Source organism: Tabrizicola sp. (assembly GCF_030373185.1).
GTDB lineage: Bacteria > Pseudomonadota > Alphaproteobacteria > Rhodobacterales > Rhodobacteraceae > Tabrizicola.
In genome coordinates this window covers 945,750-964,168 of sequence record NZ_JAUCZH010000001.1, presented here as the reverse complement: position 1 = coordinate 964,168, position 18,419 = coordinate 945,750, and the positions used below count along the sequence as shown (strand labels likewise).

Genomic DNA, 18,419 nt, shown 5'->3' with positions numbered 1-18,419 from the left:
GAGGGCATGAAGGAGCGGCGAGATGGTGTTCGATTTTCTGCGAAAGCCCGGGCAGGTGTCGGGTTCTCTGGCGGCTGTGCCAGAGCGCAAGGCAAGTGCCGCTGGACGGGTTGTTGCCTGGGGCACGGGCGGACGGGTGGCATGGAGCCCCCGCGATGCGGTGTCATTGGCGAGGACGGGGTATCAGGGCAATCCGATCGGGTTTCGCGCCGTGCGGCTGATTGCCGAGGCGGCGGCGGCGCTGCCGCTTATCTGCCAGGATGCCGAGCGGCGCTATGAGCTGCATCCGCTGCTCGACCTGATCAAGCGCCCAAACGCGGCGCAGGGGCGGGCGGAGTTTCTGGAGGCGGTCTATGGATATCTCCTCCTGGCCGGAAACGCCTATGTCGAGGCGGTGCCTGGGGAAAGCCTGCTGCCGGGCGAGTTGCATGTGTTGCGGGCTGACCGGATGAGTCTGGTGCCGGGCAGCGATGGTTGGCCTGTTGCCTATGACTACACGGTCAGCGGTCGGACACATCGCTATCAGATGGCGGGGGGAGGTAGCCCGATCTGTCACTTGCGCGGTTTCCATCCGCAGGACGATCACTATGGCTTTTCGCCCCTACAGGCGGCGGCAACGGCTATCGACGTGCATACCAGTGCTTCGGCCTGGTCAAAGGCGCTCTTGGACAATGCCGCGCGGCCTTCTGGTGCGATTGTCTACAAGGGGGCGGATGGGCAGTCATCTTTGTCGTCAGACCAGTATGATCGGCTGGTGAGCGAGATGGAAAGCCACCATCAGGGCGCGCGGAATGCGGGGCGGCCGATGCTGCTTGAGGGTGGGCTGGACTGGAAGCCGATGGGGTTTTCACCTTCTGACATGGAGTTTCAGAAGACCAAGGAAGCAGCGGCGCGCGAGATTGCCATCGCCTTCGGCATTCCGCCAATGCTGATGGGGATCCCGGGAGATGCGACTTATGCCAACTATCAGGAGGCGAACCGGGCGTTCTACCGACTGACCGTGCTGCCCTTGGCGACCAAGGTTCTAGCTGACCTGGCCCATTGGCTTTCGGTCTTCGCTGGGGTCGAGGTGGACTTGCGGCCCGATCTTGACCAGGTGCCGGCGCTGGCAGCCGAGCGCGACCAGCAATGGGCGCGGGTTGGCGGGGCGGATTTCCTGACCGTGGCTGAAAAGCGGTTGCTGTTGGGCCTGCCCAGGTTGGCGGATGAGGAATGACGACACGGCGGAGCGAGGGCGGGTCGCGCTTTCTTTACGACAGTTTCGATGCGGCGGCCGCCCGGATTGAGGCCAACGAGCGCGTGGCCAATGAGCGCTGGACCGGGCTTGAATACCGGCTGGGGCTGATCGAGGCAACGCTGGAGCGGTTGGAAAAACGGATCTGGGTCGGCGTCTACGGGGTGGCGGCCTTCATGCTGGCGCAGATGGCCGAGACAGTAATTCAGGCGGCGATGAGGTGAGGCGATGACAGAGAATTTCGGTTCACGCGATTGGGGGGCGCCCGAGCGCAAGTTTCACCGCCCTGAGGCTGGGCTGGTGGTTACCGAGGGGCATGTGGTGGCGGGTTATGCGTCACTGTTCGGCAAGACGGATCAGGGCGGGGACGTGGTGCAGAAGGGGGCCTATGCGGCCAGCCTCAAGCGTCTTGCGGCGCGGGGAGGGCGGGTCAAGATGCTGTGGCAGCATGATCCCGGCCAGCCGATCGGTGTCTGGGACGAGGTGCGCGAGGATGCGGCTGGCCTGTGGGTCAAGGGGCGCATCCTGACCGAGGTTGCCAAGGGGCGCGAAGCGGCTGCCCTTCTGGCGGCCGGGGCGATTGACGGGCTGTCTATTGGCTATCGGACGGTCCGGGCGGAACGTGACGGCAAGGGGCAGCGCCTGTTGTCGGAACTGGAGCTTTGGGAGGTGTCTCTGGTGACCTTCCCCATGCTTCCCGAGGCGCGCGTTGCTGCCAAGGCTGATGCCATGGACAGCGACTGGCGCGACATGGCTGCGGTCTTCGAGGACGCGCGCCGCACTTTGGCCGGGCTTTAGCGCGCGGCGTCCGAACGACAACGCAAAGGAAAATGACGATGACCGAGATGAAGTCTCGGGCCGGGGAAGGTTTGTCCCCGTCCCAGAATGCGGCCCAAACGCCAGCTGCGGAGGCGAAGGCCGCCATGGCAGGTTTCCTGAAAGAATTCAGCAACTTTCAGGACGACGTGAAATCCACGCTGAAACATCAGGAAGAGCGACTGACCATGCTGAACGCAAAGACGATGTCTTATGGCCGCCCGGCACTTTCGGCCCGCGCGGAGACGGAAGCCCCGCATCAGAAGGCGTTCAACGCCTATCTGCGGTCGGGGGATGATGACGGACTGCGGGGGCTGACCCTGGAGGGCAAGGCGATGTCGACCGCCGTGGCCGCCGATGGCGGCTATCTGATCGATCCGCAGACGGCGGACCGGATCCGGTCGATGTTGTTTGCGACGTCAAGCTTGCGGTCGGTCGCCAATGTCGTGCAGGTCGAGGCAACTTCGTTCGACGTGCTGGTTGACCGCAGCGAAGTCGGCTCGGGCTGGGCCACCGAAGCGGCAGCGACGACCGAGACCGCGACGCCGATCATCGAGCGCATCTCGATCAAACTGCACGAACTGGCGGCGATGCCGAAGGCCAGTCAGCGCCTGCTGGACGACAGTGCGTTTGATGTGGAAGGCTGGCTGGCCGAGAAGATCGCCACCCGCTTCATCCGCGCCGAGGCAGCGGCCTTCATCAACGGTGATGGCGTTGACAAGCCGCGGGGCATCCTGTTGCCGAACAAGGTGGCGAATGCCAGCTGGAGCTGGGGCAACATCGGTTACATTGCGACCGGTGCTGCGGCGGATTTTGCGGCTCTGAACCCGGCGGATTGCATCATCAATCTGGTCTACGCTCTGGGCGCGGACTACCGGGCAAACGCGACCTTCGTGATGAATTCGAAGACCACGGGTGCGGTGCGCAAGATGAAGGATGCCGACGGACGATTCCTGTGGTCGGACGGCCTGGCAGCCGGTGAGCCTGCGCGCCTGATGGGCTATCCGGTCCTGATCTGCGAGGACATGCCCGATATCGAAGCCGACGCCTTCGCTATCGCGTTCGGCGATTTCCGGTCGGCCTATACCGTGGCCGAACGCCCGGACCTGCGGATCCTGCGTGATCCGTTCTCGGCCAAGCCGAACGTGTTGTTCTACGCAAACAAGCGTGTTGGCGGCGACATCACCGACTTTGCGGCGATCAAGCTGCTGCGGATCGCCGTGTCCTGATCCGGGCAAATGTCCGGTCCCGCAGACGCGGGGCCGGGTGTCTGGGGCTGACTTTCTGGGGGCGTGCCAGATGGCACGCCCTGCTGACTTCTGGACCCCGCGGCGGGTGGAGATCTGACCATGATGTTGACCGAAGAAACCCCGGTGCTTGTGGCCGCCCTGCCGCTGGCCGAGTTGAAAGATCACCTGCGGCTTGGCAGCGGGTTTACCGATGACGGCCTACAGGATGGGCTGATCGAAAGCTATCTGCGTGCGGCACTTGCTGCGATTGAAGGGCGCATTGGGAAGGTGCTGTTTCGCAGGCGCTTTCATTGGGTGCTTGAATGCTGGCGTGACCAGGATGAGCAGGCCCTGCCGGTAGCCCCGGTCGCCGGAGTTCTGAGCCTGACCCTTGTCGATGCAGATGGCACGGAGGCGCTGGTTCCTGATACCACCTATCGGTTGATTCCCGATTTGCACCGCCCCCGGATTGGCAGCAAGTCGGCCACGCTTCCCAGCATTCCGACCAATGGCCTGGTGAAGGTGGTCTTTGACGCGGGCTTTGGCCCGGGCTGGACTGATGTGCCGGTGGATTTGCGGCAGGCGGTGCTTCTGCTGGCCAGCGAGTATTATGAGCATCGGCATGAGGGCGGCGAACAGTCGGCCGGCCTGCCGTTCGGCGTGGTGACGTTGATCGAGCGGTGGCGGACGGTGCGGATCCTGGGAGGGGGCCGGAAATGAGGCCCCCGCATCTGAACCGCGCGCTGGTGCTGGAGTCTGTGGTGCGAAACCTGGACGGTGGGGGCGGCTATGTCGAGACATGGACTGCGCTTGGCACGCTTTGGGCCGCATTCAATCCCGGCTCCGGCAGCGATGTGCCGGGCGAGGAGCAGATCCTTGGGGCGGTTCGCTACCGGATATCAGTGCGGGCCGCGCCCTCCGGGTCTGCCTCGCGTCCGAAGGCGGGGCAGCGGTTTCGCGAGGGGGACCGGGTGTTCCCGATCCTTGCGGTGGCCGAGGCAGATCCGGCGGGGCGGTTTCTGACCTGTTTTGCGCGTGAGGAGGTGGCGACATGAGCTATGCGGCAGCGGCAGCGCTTCAGACCGCGATCTACCAGCGGCTGACAAGTTTTCCGGCCCTTGCCTCGGTGGCGATCCATGACGCGGTGCCGCCGGATGCGACCGGAACCTTTGTGCTGATCGGCCCGGAGGAAGCGCGCGACCAGTCGGACAGGTCGGGCGCGGGGGCGGATCATCAACTGGTGATCAGTGTGATTACCGATGCGACCGGGTTTCTCTCGATCAAGACCATCGCCGCTGACATTTCGGATGCCTTGATCGGCGTGCCTTTGACCCTGACGCGGGGGGCATTGGTGACCCTTCTGTTCCTGCGCGCCTCGGCCCGCCGGATTTCCGAGGGCGAGACGCGGCGGATCGACCTGACCTTCCGGGCGCGAGTTCAGCTTTGAGCGCCAACAAACATCTGAGGACGGAGAACGGACATGGCTGTGCAAAGCGGCAAGGATCTGCTGATCAAGATCGACCAGACGGGGGATGGACAGTTTGTCACCATCGCCGGGCTGCGGGCAACTCGGATCAGCTTCAATACGGAATCGGTGGATGTGACCAGCCTTGAAAGTCAGGGCGGGTGGCGTGAGCTGTTGGCCGGGGCCGGGGTGAAATCGGCCTCGATCTCTGGGTCGGGGGTCTTTCGCGATGAAAACACCGATGAGCGCGCGCGGCAGATCTTCTTTGACGGGCAGATTCCGGGGTTTCAGGTCGTGATCCCGGATTTCGGTGTGATCGAGGGGCCATTCCAGATCACCTCGATCGAATATGCGGGCAGCCACAATGACGAGGCGACCTATGAGATGGCCATGGCCTCGGCGGGCGCGCTGACCTTTACGGCGCTTTGAGATGGGCGACATGGCCAATCCCTGGGCTGGAGAGGTGGCGATCTGGCTGGACGGCCAGCGCCATGTGGCAAAGCTGACGCTGGGGGCGCTGGCGGAGCTTGAGGAAACGCTGGAGGCCGGATCGTTGATCGATCTGGTGGAGCGGTTCGAGAGCCATCGCTTCAGCACGCGGGATGTATTGGCGCTGATCGTGGCTGGGTTGCGTGGCGGCGGCTGGCAGGGGACGGCTGCAGACCTGCTGTGTGTCGAAATCGGGGGCGGACCTGTTGCTGCGGCACGGGCGGCGGCGGAACTTCTGGCTCGGGCGTTTTCCCTGCCGGGTGAGCCATGAGCGGGATCGACTGGCGGGGTCTGATGCAGGCGGGCTTGCATGGGCTGGGGCTTGAGCCAGCCACCTTCTGGCGGCTGACGCCGGTTGAATTGCGGATGATGCTGGGGCGGGAACAGATGGTCCCGCCCCTGACGCGCGCGCGGCTGGCCGAACTGGCCGCCGCATTCCCCGATGCAAGGGAGGATCAGGGTGATGGCGGATATCGGAACGATGCAGGAGCAGCTGGAAGCGCTCGAGGCGCAATTGGGGTCATCCGTGTCGATGGTGGCGGCGTTTGACGGGGAGCTGGCCCGGATGCGGGAGACGATGGTCTTTACCGGACGCGAGGTGAACACCCTGTCCAGCGGGATCAGCGGTGGTCTTCGAAAAGCGTTCGATGGGCTGATCTTTGACGGGATGAAGTTGAACGACGCACTGAAGACCGTGGCAAATACAATCGTCGATTCCGTTTATGCCATCGCGATGAAGCCCGTGACCGGGGCGCTGGGCGGGTTTCTGGCCCAGGGGGTGTCGTCCCTCATGGGGGCGGGGATGCCGTTTGCCGCTGGAGGTGCCTTTGCCCAAGGCAGGGTGATGCCCTTTGCCAAGGGTGGGGTGGTGTCTTCCCCTACAAGTTTTCCGATGCGGGGTGGGCGCGGCCTGATGGGTGAAGCAGGGCCAGAGGCGATCATGCCGCTGGCACGCGGCCCAGACGGGCGGCTTGGCGTGCAGGCTGGCGGCGGTCGGGCGGTCAGCGTGGTGATGAACATAACGACGCCGGACGTTCAGGGCTTTCAGCGCAGCCAGTCTCAGGTCGCAGCGCAGGTGAGCCGCGCTCTGGCGCGTGGCCAGCGTAACCGTTGAGGGAGAGATCATGGCTTTTCACGAGATACGTTTCCCAGCGAACCTGAGCTTCGGATCGGTTGGTGGACCTGAGAGGCGCACCGAGATTGTCACTTTGGCGAACGGCTTCGAAGAGCGAAACACGCCTTGGGCGCATTCGCGCAGGAGATATGACGCTGGGGTTGGTCTGCGGTCGCTGGACGATATTGAAACGCTGATCGCGTTTTTTGAGGCGCGTGCGGGCCAGATGCACGGCTTTCGCTGGAAGGATTGGTCGGACTACAAGTCTTGTGCGCCATCTGGAACGCCGGGCCCTGAGGATCAGTTGATCGGGACGGGTGACGGGGTGACAACCGTCTTTACGTTGCAGAAGACCTATTTTTCCGGCCTGCAAAGTTACTCGCGCCCGATCCTCAAGCCTGTGGCCGGGACGGTCTTGGTTGCGGTGGCCGGCGATCCGAAGGTTGCGGGGTTGGAGTTCACCGTGAATCACGACTCTGGCGAGGTCAGCTTTGTCCTTGCCCCTGACCTCGGAACGCGGGTGACGGCGGGGTTCGAATTTGACGTGCCAGTGCGATTTGATGCGGACAGTATCCAGACATCGGTCGCTTCGTTTCAGGCAGGCGACGTGCCGGTGGTGCCGATTGTGGAGATCCGGCTATGAGCGGCGCAGCCCTTTACGCGCATCTGGAAAGCGGCGCGACGACAGTCTGCCGGGTCTGGACGGTGCATAGGCGGGATGGCACGGCAATGGGCTTCACCGACCATGATCGCGATCTGTTGGTGGATGGGGTCCACTGCCGAGCCGACACTGGCATGACGGCCCGCACGCTGCAACAGACGACGGGTTTGTCGGTCGACAACTCGGAAGCCATGGGCGCGCTGAGTGATACTGCAATTACCGAGGCAGGCCTGCTTGCGGGCCGGTTTGACGGGGCCGAAGTGCGGGCCTTCTTGGTAAACTGGGCGACGCCAGAGGAGCGGATCGAGCAATTCCGAGGGTCGTTTGGAGAAGTCACGCGATCAGGTGGGGCATTCAAAGCAGAACTTCGCGGATTGAGCGAAGCGCTGAACCGACCTCAGGGATTTGCGTATCAGCCGGGGTGTTCTGCCGTTCTGGGGGACGCGCGCTGCCGCTTTGCGACGGACACGCCCGGATATTTCGCGGCAGGACTGGTCGAGAAGGTGGACGACGGTCGGGTATTCGACTTTGCAACTTTTCCAGGCTTTGACGAGCGCTGGTTCGAGCATGGACGCTTCGAGATACTTTCCGGGCAGGCGGTGGGGCTGGTCGGTGTTGTGAAGAATGATCGTTTGAACGGGGGCGCCCGCCGGATCGAGCTTTGGCAGTCAATGGGTGCGCCGGTCGCTGTGGGTGACAGTTTTCGCATGGTCGCAGGGTGCAACAAGACTGCCGCCACGTGTCGGACCAAGTTCGCCAATTTTCTGAACTTCCGCGGCTTTCCCCATATCCCGGGGGAAGACTGGCTGGCATCCTATCCCGTTCCAGATCGCCCCAGCACAGGAGGCGCACGAGTTTCGGCGACAGATGGATGAGCCATGGTGATCGCATTCTGGCCGAGGCGCGCAGATGGATTGGCACACCTTACCTGCATCAAGCCTCTGTCAAGGGGGCTGGTGCGGACTGCCTGGGCCTTTTGCGTGGGGTCTGGAGGGCGGTCAACGGCGATGAACCCGAAACCGTCCCCCCTTATACTGACGACTGGGCCGAGCCATCGCACAGCGAAGTGCTGATGGAAGCTGCAAACCGCCTGCTGCTTTGCAAGGGACTTTCTGATGTCGCCCAAGGGGATGTGCTTCTGTTCCGGATGCGGGACGGAAGTATTGCCAAGCACCTTGGCATTCAGGCGAACGTCGGGGCGGTGCCGAGCTTTGTGCATTCCTACACCCGACATGGCGTGATCGAGAGCCCGCTGTCGTTGCCTTGGCAGCGCCGGATCGTCGCGCGTTTTGCAATTCCTGAAGGAGCCGGATGAATGGCGACACTTCTACTTTCCGCAGCTGGAGCTGCTGTCGGCGCCGGATTCGGCGGCACTGTTCTGGGCTTGTCTGGTGCGGTGATTGGGCGCGCGATCGGTGCAACACTGGGTCGGGTGATCGACCAGCGGCTTTTGGGCGCAGGATCAGACCCGGTTGATGTCGGCCGGATCGACAGGCTGCGACTGACCGGGGCGGGCGAGGGCGCGTCGATTGGTCAGCTGTGGGGCCGGATGCGGTTGGGCGGACAGATCATCTGGGCCACGGAATTCGCCGAAACCGTCCAGCGTCGCCGAACGGGTAAGGGGGCGCCCAAGCCGAAGGTGAGCGAGTACAGCTATTCGGTCAGTCTCGCGATTGCGCTTTGCGAGGGCGAAATCTTAAGGGTTGGCCGTATCTGGGCCGACGGAAACGAGATTTCGCCACGCGATCTGAACCTGCGGATCTACAGCGGAACCGAAGCCCAGTTGCCCGATCCGAAGATCGAGGCGGTAGAGGGGGCAGGGAGCGCGCCTGCCTATCGCGGCTTGGCCTATGTGGTGATCGAGGATCTTGAGCTTGCCCCCTATGGCAACAGGGTGCCGCAGTTCTCATTCGAAGTCATTCGTGCGGCACAAGGTCCGGCAGTTGACGGTTCAAAGCTGCTGAGTGGTGCCTTGCGCGGAGTCGCACTGATCCCGGGGACAGGGGAGTACGGGCTGGCAACGACCCCCGTTCACTACGCCGAAGGTCTTGGGCGCAATCGGTCTGCGAATGTACATTCTCCTTCGGGGCTTACCGATTTCGCCACCAGTCTTGAACACCTGACCGAGGAATTGCCAGTGGTCGGCTCGGTCGTGATGGTGGTGTCCTGGTTTGGGAATGACTTGCGCTGCGCGAGTTGCGAGATCAGGCCGAAGGTTGAACAAAGCCAGATCGACGGGGTTGGAATGCCTTGGCGCGCTGGTGGAATAGGTCGCTCGGCGGCTCTTGAGGTGCCGAAGGTGGCTGGGGCATCAGTTTACGGAGGGACGCCATCCGATGCTTCCGTCATTCAGGCAATCAGGGCGCTTCGGGAGGCTGGCAAGGAAGTCGTATTCTACCCGTTCATCCTGATGGACCAGTTGGACGGAAACGGTCTTCCAGATCCATGGACAGGTGCCGACACGCAGGCAAAACTGCCTTGGCGCGGGCGCATCACCCTGTCGGCCGCACCAGGGCAGTCTGGATCGCCGGACCGGTCAGCCTTGGCGCAGGCCGAGGTTGACGCATTTTTCGGTGGGGTTGATGGCTCTCAGTTTACGGTCAGCGGCGAAACCATCGGGTTTTCCGGCCCCGCTTCTGATTGGGGCTATCGGCGGTTCATCCTGCATTACGCCCGGCTTTGCGCTGTTGCAGGTGGGGTAGATGCATTCTGCATCGGGTCCGAGATGCGGTCCCTCACCCAGATCCGCGGCGCAGGTGACAGCTTTCCGGCAGTTGCAGCCTTGCGTGCGTTGGCAGCCGAGGTTCGGCAAATCCTTGGACCGGAAGCGAAGATTGGCTATGCGGCCGACTGGTCGGAATACTTCGGCTATCAGGCGGGCGAGGATCTGTACTTCCACCTCGATCCATTGTGGGCAGATTCCAATATCGATTTCATCGGGATCGACAATTACATGCCTCTGTCCGACTGGCGCGAGGGTGAGACCCATGCCGATGCGGATTGGGGATCGATCTACGATCTGGACTATCTGAAAGCCAACGTTGCCGGAGGCGAGGGGTTTGACTGGTACTATGACGGCCCCGAAGGGGCGCTTGCCCAACGACGCATACCAATTACCGATGGTGCCTATGGCGAACCTTGGGTTTTCCGCTACAAGGATTTGAAATCCTGGTGGTCCAATCCGCACCATGACCGGATTGGCGGGGAGCGCGTCGCTGATCCGACTGCCTGGGTTCCCGGGTCGAAGCCATTCTGGTTTACCGAATTCGGTTGCCCGGCAGTAGACAAAGGGACAAACCAACCAAACAAGTTCGTCGATGCAAAATCGTCTGAATCCGGTCTGCCGCTTTGGTCAAACGGCCGCCGCGATGATCTCATTCAGATGCAGTATCTGCTGGCCGTCACATCTTTCTGGGCTGATCCGGCCAATAACCCGGCCTCTGCCCTTTATGATGGTCCGATGGTTGACATGAGCCATGCGCATGCCTGGGCTTGGGACGCCCGACCGTTTCCCGAGTTTCCCGGGCAGATTGACGTCTGGAATGATGGTGACAACTACACCCGTGGCCACTGGCTGAACGGGCGGGCGACGAACCAGCCGCTTGCCGCCGTTGTGTCGGAAATCTGCTACCAATCCGGCGTGACTGACATTGATACCTCCAGCTTGTTCGGATTGGTTCGTGGATTCCAGCAGCCGGACGTCACGACTGCGCGCGCGGCATTGCAGCCCTTGCTTCTGGCCTTTGGATTCGACGTGATGGAGCGTGACGGCAAGCTGAGATTTCGCAACCGGGACGGGCGCGTGATTGCCGAACTCAGGCAAGAGGATCTGGCGCTCTCGCCTGATATGGACGGGTCATTCGAGACGTCGCGCGCAGCGGAAGTCGAGACAGCGGGCCAGGTTCGGCTGGGCTTCATAGATGCGCAGTCAAGCTACGAGGTTCGCGCGACTGAGGCTCGTTTTCCGGATGAGGAAGCACGGGGCGTTTCGCAAAGCGATCTGCCACTAGCACTGACGCGCGCAGAAGGTCTTGCCACTGTCGAGCGTTGGCTGGCAGAAGCCCGTGTCGCCCGCGACGGGGCGCGGTTTGCGTTGCCAAAGTCCAGACTAGGCCTTGGTGCGGGGGACGTGGTTGGCCATGGCGGCCATCGCTACCGCATTGATCGGGTTGAGCAGGCAGAAGGTCAGCTTCTGGAAGCCGTTCGAGTTGAACCCGGGGTCTACTATGCTTCTGACAATGCGGGTGAGAGAATCATAAGCCGTGCTTTCATTCCGCCTGTCCCGGTATTTCCGGTCTTTCTTGATCTGCCGCTCCTGACAGGTGACGAAGTTGCTCATGCGCCATATGTTGCTGTCGTGGCTGACCCTTGGCCTGGCTCGGTCGGGGTGTGGTCGGCCAGTCAGGATTCGGGCTATAACCTGAACCGGTTGATCGCGGCAGCCGCGGTCATCGGGGTCACTGAAACCCCGCTGTCGCGGGCGCGTACCGGGGTCTGGGATCGTGGTACACCTCTGCGTGTCCGCATCGCAGATGGCGAGCTTGCTTCGGCAGATATGGTGTCGGTTCTGAACGGTGCAAATGCTGTGGCGATTGGTGATGGCAGCTCTTCGAACTGGGAAGTGTTCCAGTTTGCCGCAGCCCAGGTTGTTGCCCCAAACACATATGAGCTTTCCAACCGGCTCCGCGGTCAGCTTGGAACGGACGGATTGATGCCAGATGTCTGGCCCGCCGGTAGCACCGTAGTTGTTCTTGACCTTGCGTTGACACAACTGGACCTGCCACTGTCCACGCTTGGTCTTGCCCGATATTACCGGATTGGTGCCAGTTCCCGCGGGTTCGACGACCCAAACACTGTCTTGCGGGTCGAGGTGTTTGACGGTGCAGGGTTGCGACCGTATCCGGTTTCACATCTTCGTGCCGCGATCGGTAGCCTTGCGAGCGTTTCGCTGAAATGGAAACGCCGGACAAGGATCAATGGCGACAGCTGGCAAGCGGTCGAAGTGCCGCTGGGAGAGGAGACTGAAGCCTACCTGATCCGGATCCTTCAGGGCTCAGCGACCATCTCCGAATACAGTGCTTTGGCACCCCAGTTCAGCTATACGGAGGCAATGAAGTTGGCTGACGGGGTGGCTGGTCCCTACCGGGTCGAGGTGGCGCAGGTGTCGGCCCAGTTCGGACCAGGACCCTTCCGGGCAATTGAGGTTGACGGCTGAAATGCGGGATCCTTCCGTCGCGGAGTTGTTGCTTTTCGGGCGGGTTCTGACCCGGGTTCCGGTCACACATCGACCGGCCTTTGCGGGTCGCACTCTGGTCGAGGTCAAGGCTGCGGCGGATCACCTTAGGCTGACCGGGCGATGCCATCCGGAATTTGGTGACGGAAGTCTGATGGCCAGATGCCGCCAGCTTTTCCCGGCGAAGGAACCCATAGCAGATGATCGGGATTTTCTGTCAGCCATGATTGAAGCCTGCAAGGCGCTGTTGCGGCATTCCGGACCTTGATCGATGTCCACACATTTTTGCGTGTCGCTTCCGGTTGCAGATATGTTAGAAGAAGTCTCGTTCAGGAGGCGTCGCAATGTTCGAGACCAAGGCGAAAGTCACCGCAGTCGATCCGGTCTGGCGCCGGGTTTGCGAGGAGGCCGTCGAGGCGATCAGGACTGAACCGCTCTTGGGCGGGCTGATCCATTCCGGCCTTCTGCACCACTCGTCGATGGAACGGGCGCTGGCTTACCGCTTTTCGCTGAAGCTGGCTTCCGGCGAGATGAGCGAGCAGATCTTGCGCGAGATTGCCGACGAAGCATTTGATTCCGATCCGGAACTTGGGGCTGCTGCGCGGTCTGATCTGATGGCGGTCTACGAACGTGATCCGGCTTGCCACCGCTTTTTGCAGCCAATTCTGTTCTTCAAGGGCTATCAGGCCGTGCAGGCCTATCGTGTTGGCCACTGGCTTTGGGTCAACGGGCGCACCGATCTGGCCTATTTCGTCCAGATGCGGGTGTCCGAAATGTTCGGTGTCGACATTCATCCTGCCGCACGGGTCGGAAAAGGGATCATGATCGACCACGCCCATTCCATCGTCATCGGGGAAACAGCGGTGGTTGGCGACAATGTCTCGATGCTGCATTCGGTCACACTGGGCGGGACCGGTAAGGAAGATGGCGACCGCCACCCGAAAATTGGCGACGGTGTCCTGATCGGGGCAGGAGCCAAGGTGCTTGGCAATATTACCGTTGGCCAGTGCTCACGGATCGCGGCGGGGTCGGTGGTGCTGGAGGATGTGCCACGCAATACCACCGTAGCCGGCGTTCCGGCGCGGGTGGTGGGCAAGGCGGGCTGCGCGCAACCGGCGCTCACCATGGACCAGATCCTGAAGTCCGAATGAACCTTCTGGAATGATCCTGTCTCCAAGGTCGATTGCGGCACTGTTCACTGGGCAGGCGATTTCGATTTTCGCGCGTTTCATGACCGCGCCGCGTGCGATCTGGCAGGGCATAGCACCAGAACAGCACCAGCGCGTTTATTTCGCCAATCACAGTTCCAACGGGGATTTCGTGCTTCTTTGGACGGTGCTGCCCGCGCCACTCCGCCGTCAGACCCGGCCAGTTGCCGCGCTGGACTATTGGCTGAAATCGCCACTTCGCGCATTCATCGGCCGCGATGTGTTCAACGCGGTCCTGATCGACCGCCGCCCCGAAGCGCGCACCACGGACCCGGTCGCGCAGATGACCGAGGCGCTGGATCAGGGTGCCTCTCTCATCCTGTTTCCCGAAGGCCAGCGAAACGGCACCGATGCACAGCTTCTGCCCTTCAAGTCAGGCCTCTACCACCTTGCCAAGGCCCGGCCCGAGGTTGATCTTGTCCCCGTCTGGATCGCCAACCTCAACAAGGTCATGCCGAAAGGTGAGATCATCCCTGTCCCCCTGATCTGCACGCTTACATTCGGGGCGCCTCTGCACCTTGCCCCCGATGAGGCGAAGGACAGCTTCCTTGCCCGAGCCGCAGCAGAGCTTCTGGCCCTTGCCCCAGCATCGCAGGTTCAGGAATGACCAGCCCGCATCTTCTTTGGCTGTTGTCGGGGGTCGCGGGCATCCTGATCCTCGCCTCGATCGTGGGCGAGGTTTTGCGCCAGCGCCTGTCGCCCGATGGTGGCAACCCGGTGATCGAGAACCTGAATGCCCGCATCACCGCATGGTGGGTGATGGTAATCCTGCTTGCCATTGCCTTTCTTGCCGGAAAGACCGGCGTCGTTCTGCTGTTTGCGCTTTGCTCTTTCGCCGCATTGCGGGAGTTCTTGACCCTGACCACCCATTCGCGGGCTGATCACTGGTCGTTGGTGGCCTGTTTCTTCGTCGTCTTGCCGCTGCAATATTATTTCGTGCTGATCGACTGGTATGGAATGTATGCGGTCTTTGTGCCGGTCTACGTCTTCCTGCTTTTGCCAGTGCTTTCCGCCCTGCGCGGGTCAACCAAGGATTTTCTGGTCCGCGTGTCGGAAACCCAATGGGCGTTGATGATCTGCGTCTATTGCATCAGCCATGTCCCCGCCCTTCTTTACCTCCAGATCCCGGGGTTCGAGGGGCGCAACGTCATCCTGATCGCCTACCTGATCTTCGTCGTACAACTGTCCGACGTGATGCAATATGTCTGGGGCAAGCTGATCGGCCGCACCAAGATCGCCCCCACCCTCTCGCCCTCAAAAACCTGGGAGGGTTTCATCGGTGGCGCTCTGACCGCCACAGCCATCGGCACCTCGCTTTGGTGGATGACACCCTTTACCGTGGTGCAGGCTGCTGGCATGTGCCTGATCCTGACATTGATGGGCTTTTTCGGCGGGCTTGTCCTGTCGGCCATCAAGCGTGACCGCGGAGTCAAGGATTGGGGCCACCTGATCGCGGGCCACGGCGGTTTTATCGACCGGTTGGATTCGGTGATTTTCGCGGCACCGATCTTCTTTCATATCACCCGCTATTTCTGGTCCACGACATGACAGATCCCGCCCCGGACAACCGCCGCCCGCTGGCCTCGCGGCAATCGGCTTGGGCCGCAGGCCTTGCAAGACTTGCGGTCCAGCGCGGCATTACCCCGAACCAGGTTTCGCAAACCTCTGTCGGCTTCGCAGCACTCGGCTTCACTCTTTACGCGCTGTCGTCCATTGGTCCCGGCCCCATACAGTTGCTGTTGCTCGTCCTCGCCGCAGCGACGATCCAGGCCCGCCTGATCTGCAATCTGATCGACGGCATGGTCGCGGTTGAAGGCGGGCAGGGCGCCAAGGACGGCCCGTTCTGGAACGAAGCCCCGGACCGTGCCTCGGATTTCCTGCTTCTGCTTGGCGCGGGTGTCGCTGCGGGCAGCCCCACCCTTGGGGCCATCGCCGCAACCCTCGCCATCGCTGCGGCTTACATCCGCGAACTTGGCCGCGCCGAAGGATTCCCGTCCGACTTTTCCGGCCCCATGGCCAAACCGCACCGGATGGCCGCGCTGACCATCGGCACTGTCATCGCGGCTTTCTACGCGACAGACTGGACCCTGAACCTGACGCTCTGGGTCATCCTTGCCGGAACCGCAGCCACCATCCTGCGCCGGGCCACCCGCCTGATCTCGGCGATGAAGGCCAGATAAAAAGGGGACGCACGCGGCACCCCCTTGTTCTTTTTCCAAATACTCCCAGGGGGTGCGGGGGGTGTGACCCCCCCCCCGCTTCCGACGTATCAGGCAAGCATTGCCACCGGGTTTTCCAGCCCTTCGATCACCGCCTTCAAAAAGGCCGCCCCAAGAGCGCCGTCGATCACCCGGTGATCGACCGAAAGGGTCATCGACATCACCGTCGCCACGCCCACGGTTCCGTCGGCCAGCACCACCGGCTTTCTGACCCCGGCACCGATCGCAAGGATCGACCCATGCGGAGGGTTGATGACGGCGTCGAAGTTTTCGACACCCATCATCCCAAGGTTAGAGATGGCAAAACTTCCGCCCTGATATTCATGCGGTGCTAGCTTCTTGGTCTTCGCCCGTCCGGCCAGATCCTTCATCTCGGCCGACAGCGCCGACAGTGACTTCTTGTCGGCGTCGCGCAGGACGGGCGTGAAAAGCCCCCCCTCCACCGCAACCGCAACCGCCACGTCCGAAGGCTTCAGCCGCAGCATCCGGTCGCCTGCCCAGACCGCATTGGCGTCCGGAACAGTCTGCAAGGCCATGGCACAGGCCTTGATGATGAAGTCATTCACCGACAGCTTCACGCCGCGCCCTTCAAGCTGCTTGTTCAGCGTCTCGCGGAAGGCCATCAGCGCATCCAGCCGCACCTCGCGACGCAGGTAGAAATGCGGGATGGTCTGCTTGGCTTCGGTCAGGCGGGCCGCAATCGTGCGGCGCATCCCGTCCAGCGGAACTTCCTCGAACTGGCGATCGGCATACATCTTCAGCACGGTTTCGGCTGCCATTCCGGTCGGCATCGCCGCCGCCGCGGGCTTCGCTGGGGCAGGGGCCGCCGCGGGTGCTGCCGCAGGTGCCGAGGCGGGGGCTGCTGCCAGGGGCGCTGCGCCTTCGACATCAGCCCGCACTATGCGACCATGCGGACCCGATCCAGAAACCTTGGTCAGATCGAGGCCCTTCTCCGCAGCAATCCGCCGCGCCAGGGGAGAGGCGAAGACCCGCGCGCCACCGGATGCCGGAGCCGCAGGGGCAGGTGCCGCCGTGGCAGCCGCAACCGGAACTGCCGTCGAAACCGGGGCGCCCACCACTGCCGCAGGGGCAGGGGCCGCATCCGAAACGCTCTCGCCCTCTTCGACCAGAACCGCGATTGGCGTGTTGACCTTCACGCCCGAGGTACCCTCGGCGATCAGGATCTTGCCCATGATCCCCTCATCGACCGCCTCGAACTCCATCGTGGCCTTGTCGGTCTCGATCTCGGCCAGGATCATGCCGGATTTCACGGCATCCCCTTCTTTCACCAGCCATTTGGCCAGCGTCCCCTCTTCCATCGTCGGGGACAGTGCGGGCATCAGAATTTGAACAGCCATTTTCCCCTCCTTACCGGTAGCAGACGGATTTGACGGCGGTCACAACTTCCGCCGGAGTGATCAACGCGAACTTTTCAAGGTTCGCGGCATAGGGCATCGGCACATCCTTGCCCGTGCAGGTGATGACCGGCGCGTCAAGGTAGTCGAAGGCCTTCTGCATGATCGTCGAGGCGATATGATCCCCGATCGATCCGACCGGGAAGCCTTCCTCTACCGTCACGCAACGGTTGGTCTTCATCACCGAGGTCAGCACCGTGTCATAATCGATGGGCCGCAGCGTCCGCAGGTTGATCACCTCTGCGCTGATCCCGTCCTTGGCCAGTTCTTCAGCCGCCGCCAGCGCATGTGCGCAGCCGATCCCGAAGGAAACCAGCGTCACATCAGTGCCTTCGCGCAGGATGCTTGCCTTGCCGAACGGCACGATGAATTCAGGATCGGTCGGCACCTCGAAGGTCCGGCCATACAGGATCTCGTTTTCAAGGAAGATCACCGGATTGGGGTCGCGGATCGCTGACTTCAGCAAGCCTTTCGCATCCGCCGCCGAATAGGGCATGCAGACCCTCAGGCCGGGGATGGCAGCATACCAGGCCGCGTAGTCCTGACTGTGCTGAGCGCCAACCCGCGCCGCCGCCCCATTCGGGCCACGGAACACCATCGGGCTGCCCATCTGGCCACCCGACATGTAAAGCGTCTTGGCCGCCGAGTTGATGATGTGATCCATCGCCTGCATGGCGAAGTTGAAGGTCATGAATTCGACAATCGGCTTCAATCCGCCCCAGCTTGCCCCCGTCGCGATGCCGGCAAAGCCGATTTCGGTGATTGGCGTGTCGACCACGCGCCGGGCGCCAAACTCATCCAGAAGGCCCTGGCTGATCTTGTAGGCACCCTGATATTCGCCGACTTCCTCGCCCATGAGGAACACAGTCGGATCGGCGCGCATTTCCTCGGCCATCGCCTCGCGCAGGGCTTCCCGTACGGTCATCGTCTTGGTAGGGCCTTCGGGCAGGTCGGCATGGGGCCAGCCCTTGACGGCCTGAACCGGGGCAGGGGCCGCCACAGCCGCAGCCACCGCCACGGGGGCCGCAACCGGTGCCGCCGTTTCAGCCGCGGGTGGCGCGGCAGCCGGGGCAGGGGCCACATCGGCGCTTTCGCCTTCCTCAACCATCACCGCAATTGGCGTGTTCACCGCCACGCCTGCCGTGCCTTCGGCGACCAGCAGCTTGCCGACGATCCCTTCATCGACCGCTTCGAATTCCATCGTCGCCTTGTCGGTCTCGATCTCGGCCAGGATCTGGCCGGATTTCACCACGTCACCCTCTTTCACCAGCCATTTGGCCAGTGTGCCTTCCTCCATTGTCGGAGAAAGCGCGGGCATCAGAATTTGCGTTGCCAT

Annotated in this window: 21 protein-coding genes; 19 read left to right on the top strand and 2 right to left on the bottom strand. The window is 62.3% G+C overall.

What is annotated here, in order from left to right:
* Positions 1 to 22: 22 nt before the first annotated feature.
* The 19 genes from QUV21_RS04650 to QUV21_RS04560 all read left to right on the top strand — a co-directional run bounded on the left by QUV21_RS04650 (position 23) and on the right by QUV21_RS04560 (position 15,629).
* Positions 23 to 1,216 carry a phage portal protein gene (locus QUV21_RS04650; protein ID WP_300853420.1) on the top strand — a complete coding sequence of 398 codons (1,194 nt, stop codon included), beginning with the start codon at positions 23 to 25 and terminating at the stop codon, positions 1,214 to 1,216.
* Positions 1,213 to 1,458 (top strand): hypothetical protein, encoded by a 246-nt coding sequence (locus tag QUV21_RS04645; protein ID WP_300853419.1) that lies wholly within the window; start codon positions 1,213 to 1,215, stop codon positions 1,456 to 1,458. The genes QUV21_RS04650 and QUV21_RS04645 overlap by 4 nt, the downstream gene beginning before the upstream one ends.
* 4 nt (positions 1,459 to 1,462) lie before the next feature.
* Complete coding sequence (locus QUV21_RS04640) at positions 1,463 to 2,032, top strand: HK97 family phage prohead protease (RefSeq protein ID WP_300853418.1); 570 nt, start codon at positions 1,463 to 1,465, stop codon at positions 2,030 to 2,032.
* A gap of 38 nt (positions 2,033 to 2,070) precedes the next feature.
* Positions 2,071 to 3,279 (top strand): phage major capsid protein, encoded by a 1,209-nt coding sequence (locus QUV21_RS04635; RefSeq protein WP_300853417.1) that lies wholly within the window; start codon positions 2,071 to 2,073, stop codon positions 3,277 to 3,279.
* Between the two features lie 120 nt (positions 3,280 to 3,399).
* On the top strand, positions 3,400 to 3,999 hold the full coding sequence (locus QUV21_RS04630; protein ID WP_300853416.1) for a head-tail connector protein: 600 nt from the start codon (positions 3,400 to 3,402) through the stop codon (positions 3,997 to 3,999).
* Positions 3,996 to 4,334, top strand: coding sequence for a head-tail adaptor protein (locus tag QUV21_RS04625; protein ID WP_300853415.1), 339 nt, complete (start codon positions 3,996 to 3,998; stop codon positions 4,332 to 4,334). The genes QUV21_RS04630 and QUV21_RS04625 overlap by 4 nt, the downstream gene beginning before the upstream one ends.
* Entirely contained in the window at positions 4,331 to 4,726 is a 396-nt protein-coding gene (locus tag QUV21_RS04620; RefSeq protein ID WP_300853414.1) for a DUF3168 domain-containing protein, read from the top strand. The genes QUV21_RS04625 and QUV21_RS04620 overlap by 4 nt, the downstream gene beginning before the upstream one ends.
* Positions 4,727 to 4,759: 33 nt before the next feature.
* Positions 4,760 to 5,173 (top strand): phage major tail protein, TP901-1 family, encoded by a 414-nt coding sequence (locus tag QUV21_RS04615; RefSeq protein WP_300853413.1) that lies wholly within the window; start codon positions 4,760 to 4,762, stop codon positions 5,171 to 5,173.
* A gap of 10 nt (positions 5,174 to 5,183) precedes the next feature.
* Positions 5,184 to 5,504, top strand: coding sequence for a gene transfer agent family protein (locus tag QUV21_RS04610; protein ID WP_300853412.1), 321 nt, complete (start codon positions 5,184 to 5,186; stop codon positions 5,502 to 5,504).
* Positions 5,501 to 5,782: a rcc01693 family protein gene (locus QUV21_RS04605; RefSeq protein WP_366907503.1), complete on the top strand. Its 282-nt coding sequence runs from the start codon at positions 5,501 to 5,503 to the stop codon at positions 5,780 to 5,782. Before QUV21_RS04610 ends, QUV21_RS04605 begins: the two co-directional genes overlap by 4 nt.
* Complete coding sequence (locus tag QUV21_RS04600; RefSeq protein WP_300853411.1) at positions 5,697 to 6,347, top strand: phage tail tape measure protein; 651 nt, start codon at positions 5,697 to 5,699, stop codon at positions 6,345 to 6,347. The genes QUV21_RS04605 and QUV21_RS04600 overlap by 86 nt, the downstream gene beginning before the upstream one ends.
* A 10-nt stretch (positions 6,348 to 6,357) precedes the next feature.
* The gene (locus tag QUV21_RS04595) at positions 6,358 to 6,990 is read left to right on the top strand and encodes a DUF2460 domain-containing protein (protein ID WP_300853410.1); all 633 of its coding nucleotides are present in this window, start codon (positions 6,358 to 6,360) and stop codon (positions 6,988 to 6,990) included.
* A complete protein-coding gene (locus QUV21_RS04590) occupies positions 6,987 to 7,883 on the top strand; it encodes a DUF2163 domain-containing protein (RefSeq protein ID WP_300853409.1) in 897 nt (298 codons plus the stop codon). The genes QUV21_RS04595 and QUV21_RS04590 overlap by 4 nt, the downstream gene beginning before the upstream one ends.
* Positions 7,880 to 8,323 carry a peptidase gene (locus tag QUV21_RS04585; RefSeq protein WP_300853408.1) on the top strand — a complete coding sequence of 148 codons (444 nt, stop codon included), beginning with the start codon at positions 7,880 to 7,882 and terminating at the stop codon, positions 8,321 to 8,323. Before QUV21_RS04590 ends, QUV21_RS04585 begins: the two co-directional genes overlap by 4 nt.
* Positions 8,324 to 12,223: a glycoside hydrolase/phage tail family protein gene (locus QUV21_RS04580; protein ID WP_300853407.1), complete on the top strand. Its 3,900-nt coding sequence runs from the start codon at positions 8,324 to 8,326 to the stop codon at positions 12,221 to 12,223.
* Positions 12,224 to 12,585: 362 nt separating this feature from the next.
* The gene (gene cysE, locus QUV21_RS04575) at positions 12,586 to 13,392 is read left to right on the top strand and encodes a serine O-acetyltransferase (protein WP_300853406.1); all 807 of its coding nucleotides are present in this window, start codon (positions 12,586 to 12,588) and stop codon (positions 13,390 to 13,392) included.
* Positions 13,393 to 13,402: 10 nt separating this feature from the next.
* The gene (locus QUV21_RS04570) at positions 13,403 to 14,056 is read left to right on the top strand and encodes a lysophospholipid acyltransferase family protein (protein ID WP_300853405.1); all 654 of its coding nucleotides are present in this window, start codon (positions 13,403 to 13,405) and stop codon (positions 14,054 to 14,056) included.
* Positions 14,053 to 14,997 carry a phosphatidate cytidylyltransferase gene (locus QUV21_RS04565; protein WP_300853404.1) on the top strand — a complete coding sequence of 315 codons (945 nt, stop codon included), beginning with the start codon at positions 14,053 to 14,055 and terminating at the stop codon, positions 14,995 to 14,997. Before QUV21_RS04570 ends, QUV21_RS04565 begins: the two co-directional genes overlap by 4 nt.
* Complete coding sequence (locus QUV21_RS04560) at positions 14,994 to 15,629, top strand: CDP-alcohol phosphatidyltransferase family protein (RefSeq protein WP_300853403.1); 636 nt, start codon at positions 14,994 to 14,996, stop codon at positions 15,627 to 15,629. Before QUV21_RS04565 ends, QUV21_RS04560 begins: the two co-directional genes overlap by 4 nt.
* A gap of 89 nt (positions 15,630 to 15,718) precedes the next feature.
* Here the strand turns inward: QUV21_RS04560 and QUV21_RS04555 are convergent, their stop codons facing one another.
* Both QUV21_RS04555 and QUV21_RS04550 read right to left on the bottom strand, forming a co-directional pair.
* Positions 15,719 to 17,026, bottom strand: a complete 1,308-nt coding sequence (locus QUV21_RS04555) for a pyruvate dehydrogenase complex dihydrolipoamide acetyltransferase (protein ID WP_300853402.1) — start codon at positions 17,024 to 17,026, stop codon at positions 15,719 to 15,721.
* 10 nt (positions 17,027 to 17,036) lie between these two features.
* Positions 17,037 to 18,419 (bottom strand): pyruvate dehydrogenase complex E1 component subunit beta, encoded by a 1,383-nt coding sequence (locus QUV21_RS04550; protein WP_300853401.1) that lies wholly within the window; start codon positions 18,417 to 18,419, stop codon positions 17,037 to 17,039.

Bases quoted from the DNA above. Each gene is read 5' to 3' on its own strand.
- QUV21_RS04650 (WP_300853420.1), top strand. From the start codon at position 23: ATGGTGTTCGATTTTCTGCGAAAGCCCGGGCAGGTGTCGGGTTCTCTG.
- QUV21_RS04645 (WP_300853419.1), top strand. From the start codon at position 1,213: ATGACGACACGGCGGAGCGAGGGCGGGTCGCGCTTTCTTTACGACAGT.
- QUV21_RS04640 (WP_300853418.1), top strand. From the start codon at position 1,463: ATGACAGAGAATTTCGGTTCACGCGATTGGGGGGCGCCCGAGCGCAAG.
- QUV21_RS04635 (WP_300853417.1), top strand. From the start codon at position 2,071: ATGACCGAGATGAAGTCTCGGGCCGGGGAAGGTTTGTCCCCGTCCCAG.
- QUV21_RS04630 (WP_300853416.1), top strand. From the start codon at position 3,400: ATGATGTTGACCGAAGAAACCCCGGTGCTTGTGGCCGCCCTGCCGCTG.
- QUV21_RS04625 (WP_300853415.1), top strand. From the start codon at position 3,996: ATGAGGCCCCCGCATCTGAACCGCGCGCTGGTGCTGGAGTCTGTGGTG.
- QUV21_RS04620 (WP_300853414.1), top strand. From the start codon at position 4,331: ATGAGCTATGCGGCAGCGGCAGCGCTTCAGACCGCGATCTACCAGCGG.
- QUV21_RS04615 (WP_300853413.1), top strand. From the start codon at position 4,760: ATGGCTGTGCAAAGCGGCAAGGATCTGCTGATCAAGATCGACCAGACG.
- QUV21_RS04610 (WP_300853412.1), top strand. From the start codon at position 5,184: ATGGCCAATCCCTGGGCTGGAGAGGTGGCGATCTGGCTGGACGGCCAG.
- QUV21_RS04605 (WP_366907503.1), top strand. From the start codon at position 5,501: ATGAGCGGGATCGACTGGCGGGGTCTGATGCAGGCGGGCTTGCATGGG.
- QUV21_RS04600 (WP_300853411.1), top strand. From the start codon at position 5,697: ATGGCGGATATCGGAACGATGCAGGAGCAGCTGGAAGCGCTCGAGGCG.
- QUV21_RS04595 (WP_300853410.1), top strand. From the start codon at position 6,358: ATGGCTTTTCACGAGATACGTTTCCCAGCGAACCTGAGCTTCGGATCG.
- QUV21_RS04590 (WP_300853409.1), top strand. From the start codon at position 6,987: ATGAGCGGCGCAGCCCTTTACGCGCATCTGGAAAGCGGCGCGACGACA.
- QUV21_RS04585 (WP_300853408.1), top strand. From the start codon at position 7,880: ATGAGCCATGGTGATCGCATTCTGGCCGAGGCGCGCAGATGGATTGGC.
- QUV21_RS04580 (WP_300853407.1), top strand. From the start codon at position 8,324: ATGGCGACACTTCTACTTTCCGCAGCTGGAGCTGCTGTCGGCGCCGGA.
- cysE (WP_300853406.1), top strand. From the start codon at position 12,586: ATGTTCGAGACCAAGGCGAAAGTCACCGCAGTCGATCCGGTCTGGCGC.
- QUV21_RS04570 (WP_300853405.1), top strand. From the start codon at position 13,403: ATGATCCTGTCTCCAAGGTCGATTGCGGCACTGTTCACTGGGCAGGCG.
- QUV21_RS04565 (WP_300853404.1), top strand. From the start codon at position 14,053: ATGACCAGCCCGCATCTTCTTTGGCTGTTGTCGGGGGTCGCGGGCATC.
- QUV21_RS04560 (WP_300853403.1), top strand. From the start codon at position 14,994: ATGACAGATCCCGCCCCGGACAACCGCCGCCCGCTGGCCTCGCGGCAA.
- QUV21_RS04555 (WP_300853402.1), bottom strand. From the start codon at position 17,026: ATGGCTGTTCAAATTCTGATGCCCGCACTGTCCCCGACGATGGAAGAG.
- QUV21_RS04550 (WP_300853401.1), bottom strand. From the start codon at position 18,419: ATGGCAACGCAAATTCTGATGCCCGCGCTTTCTCCGACAATGGAGGAA.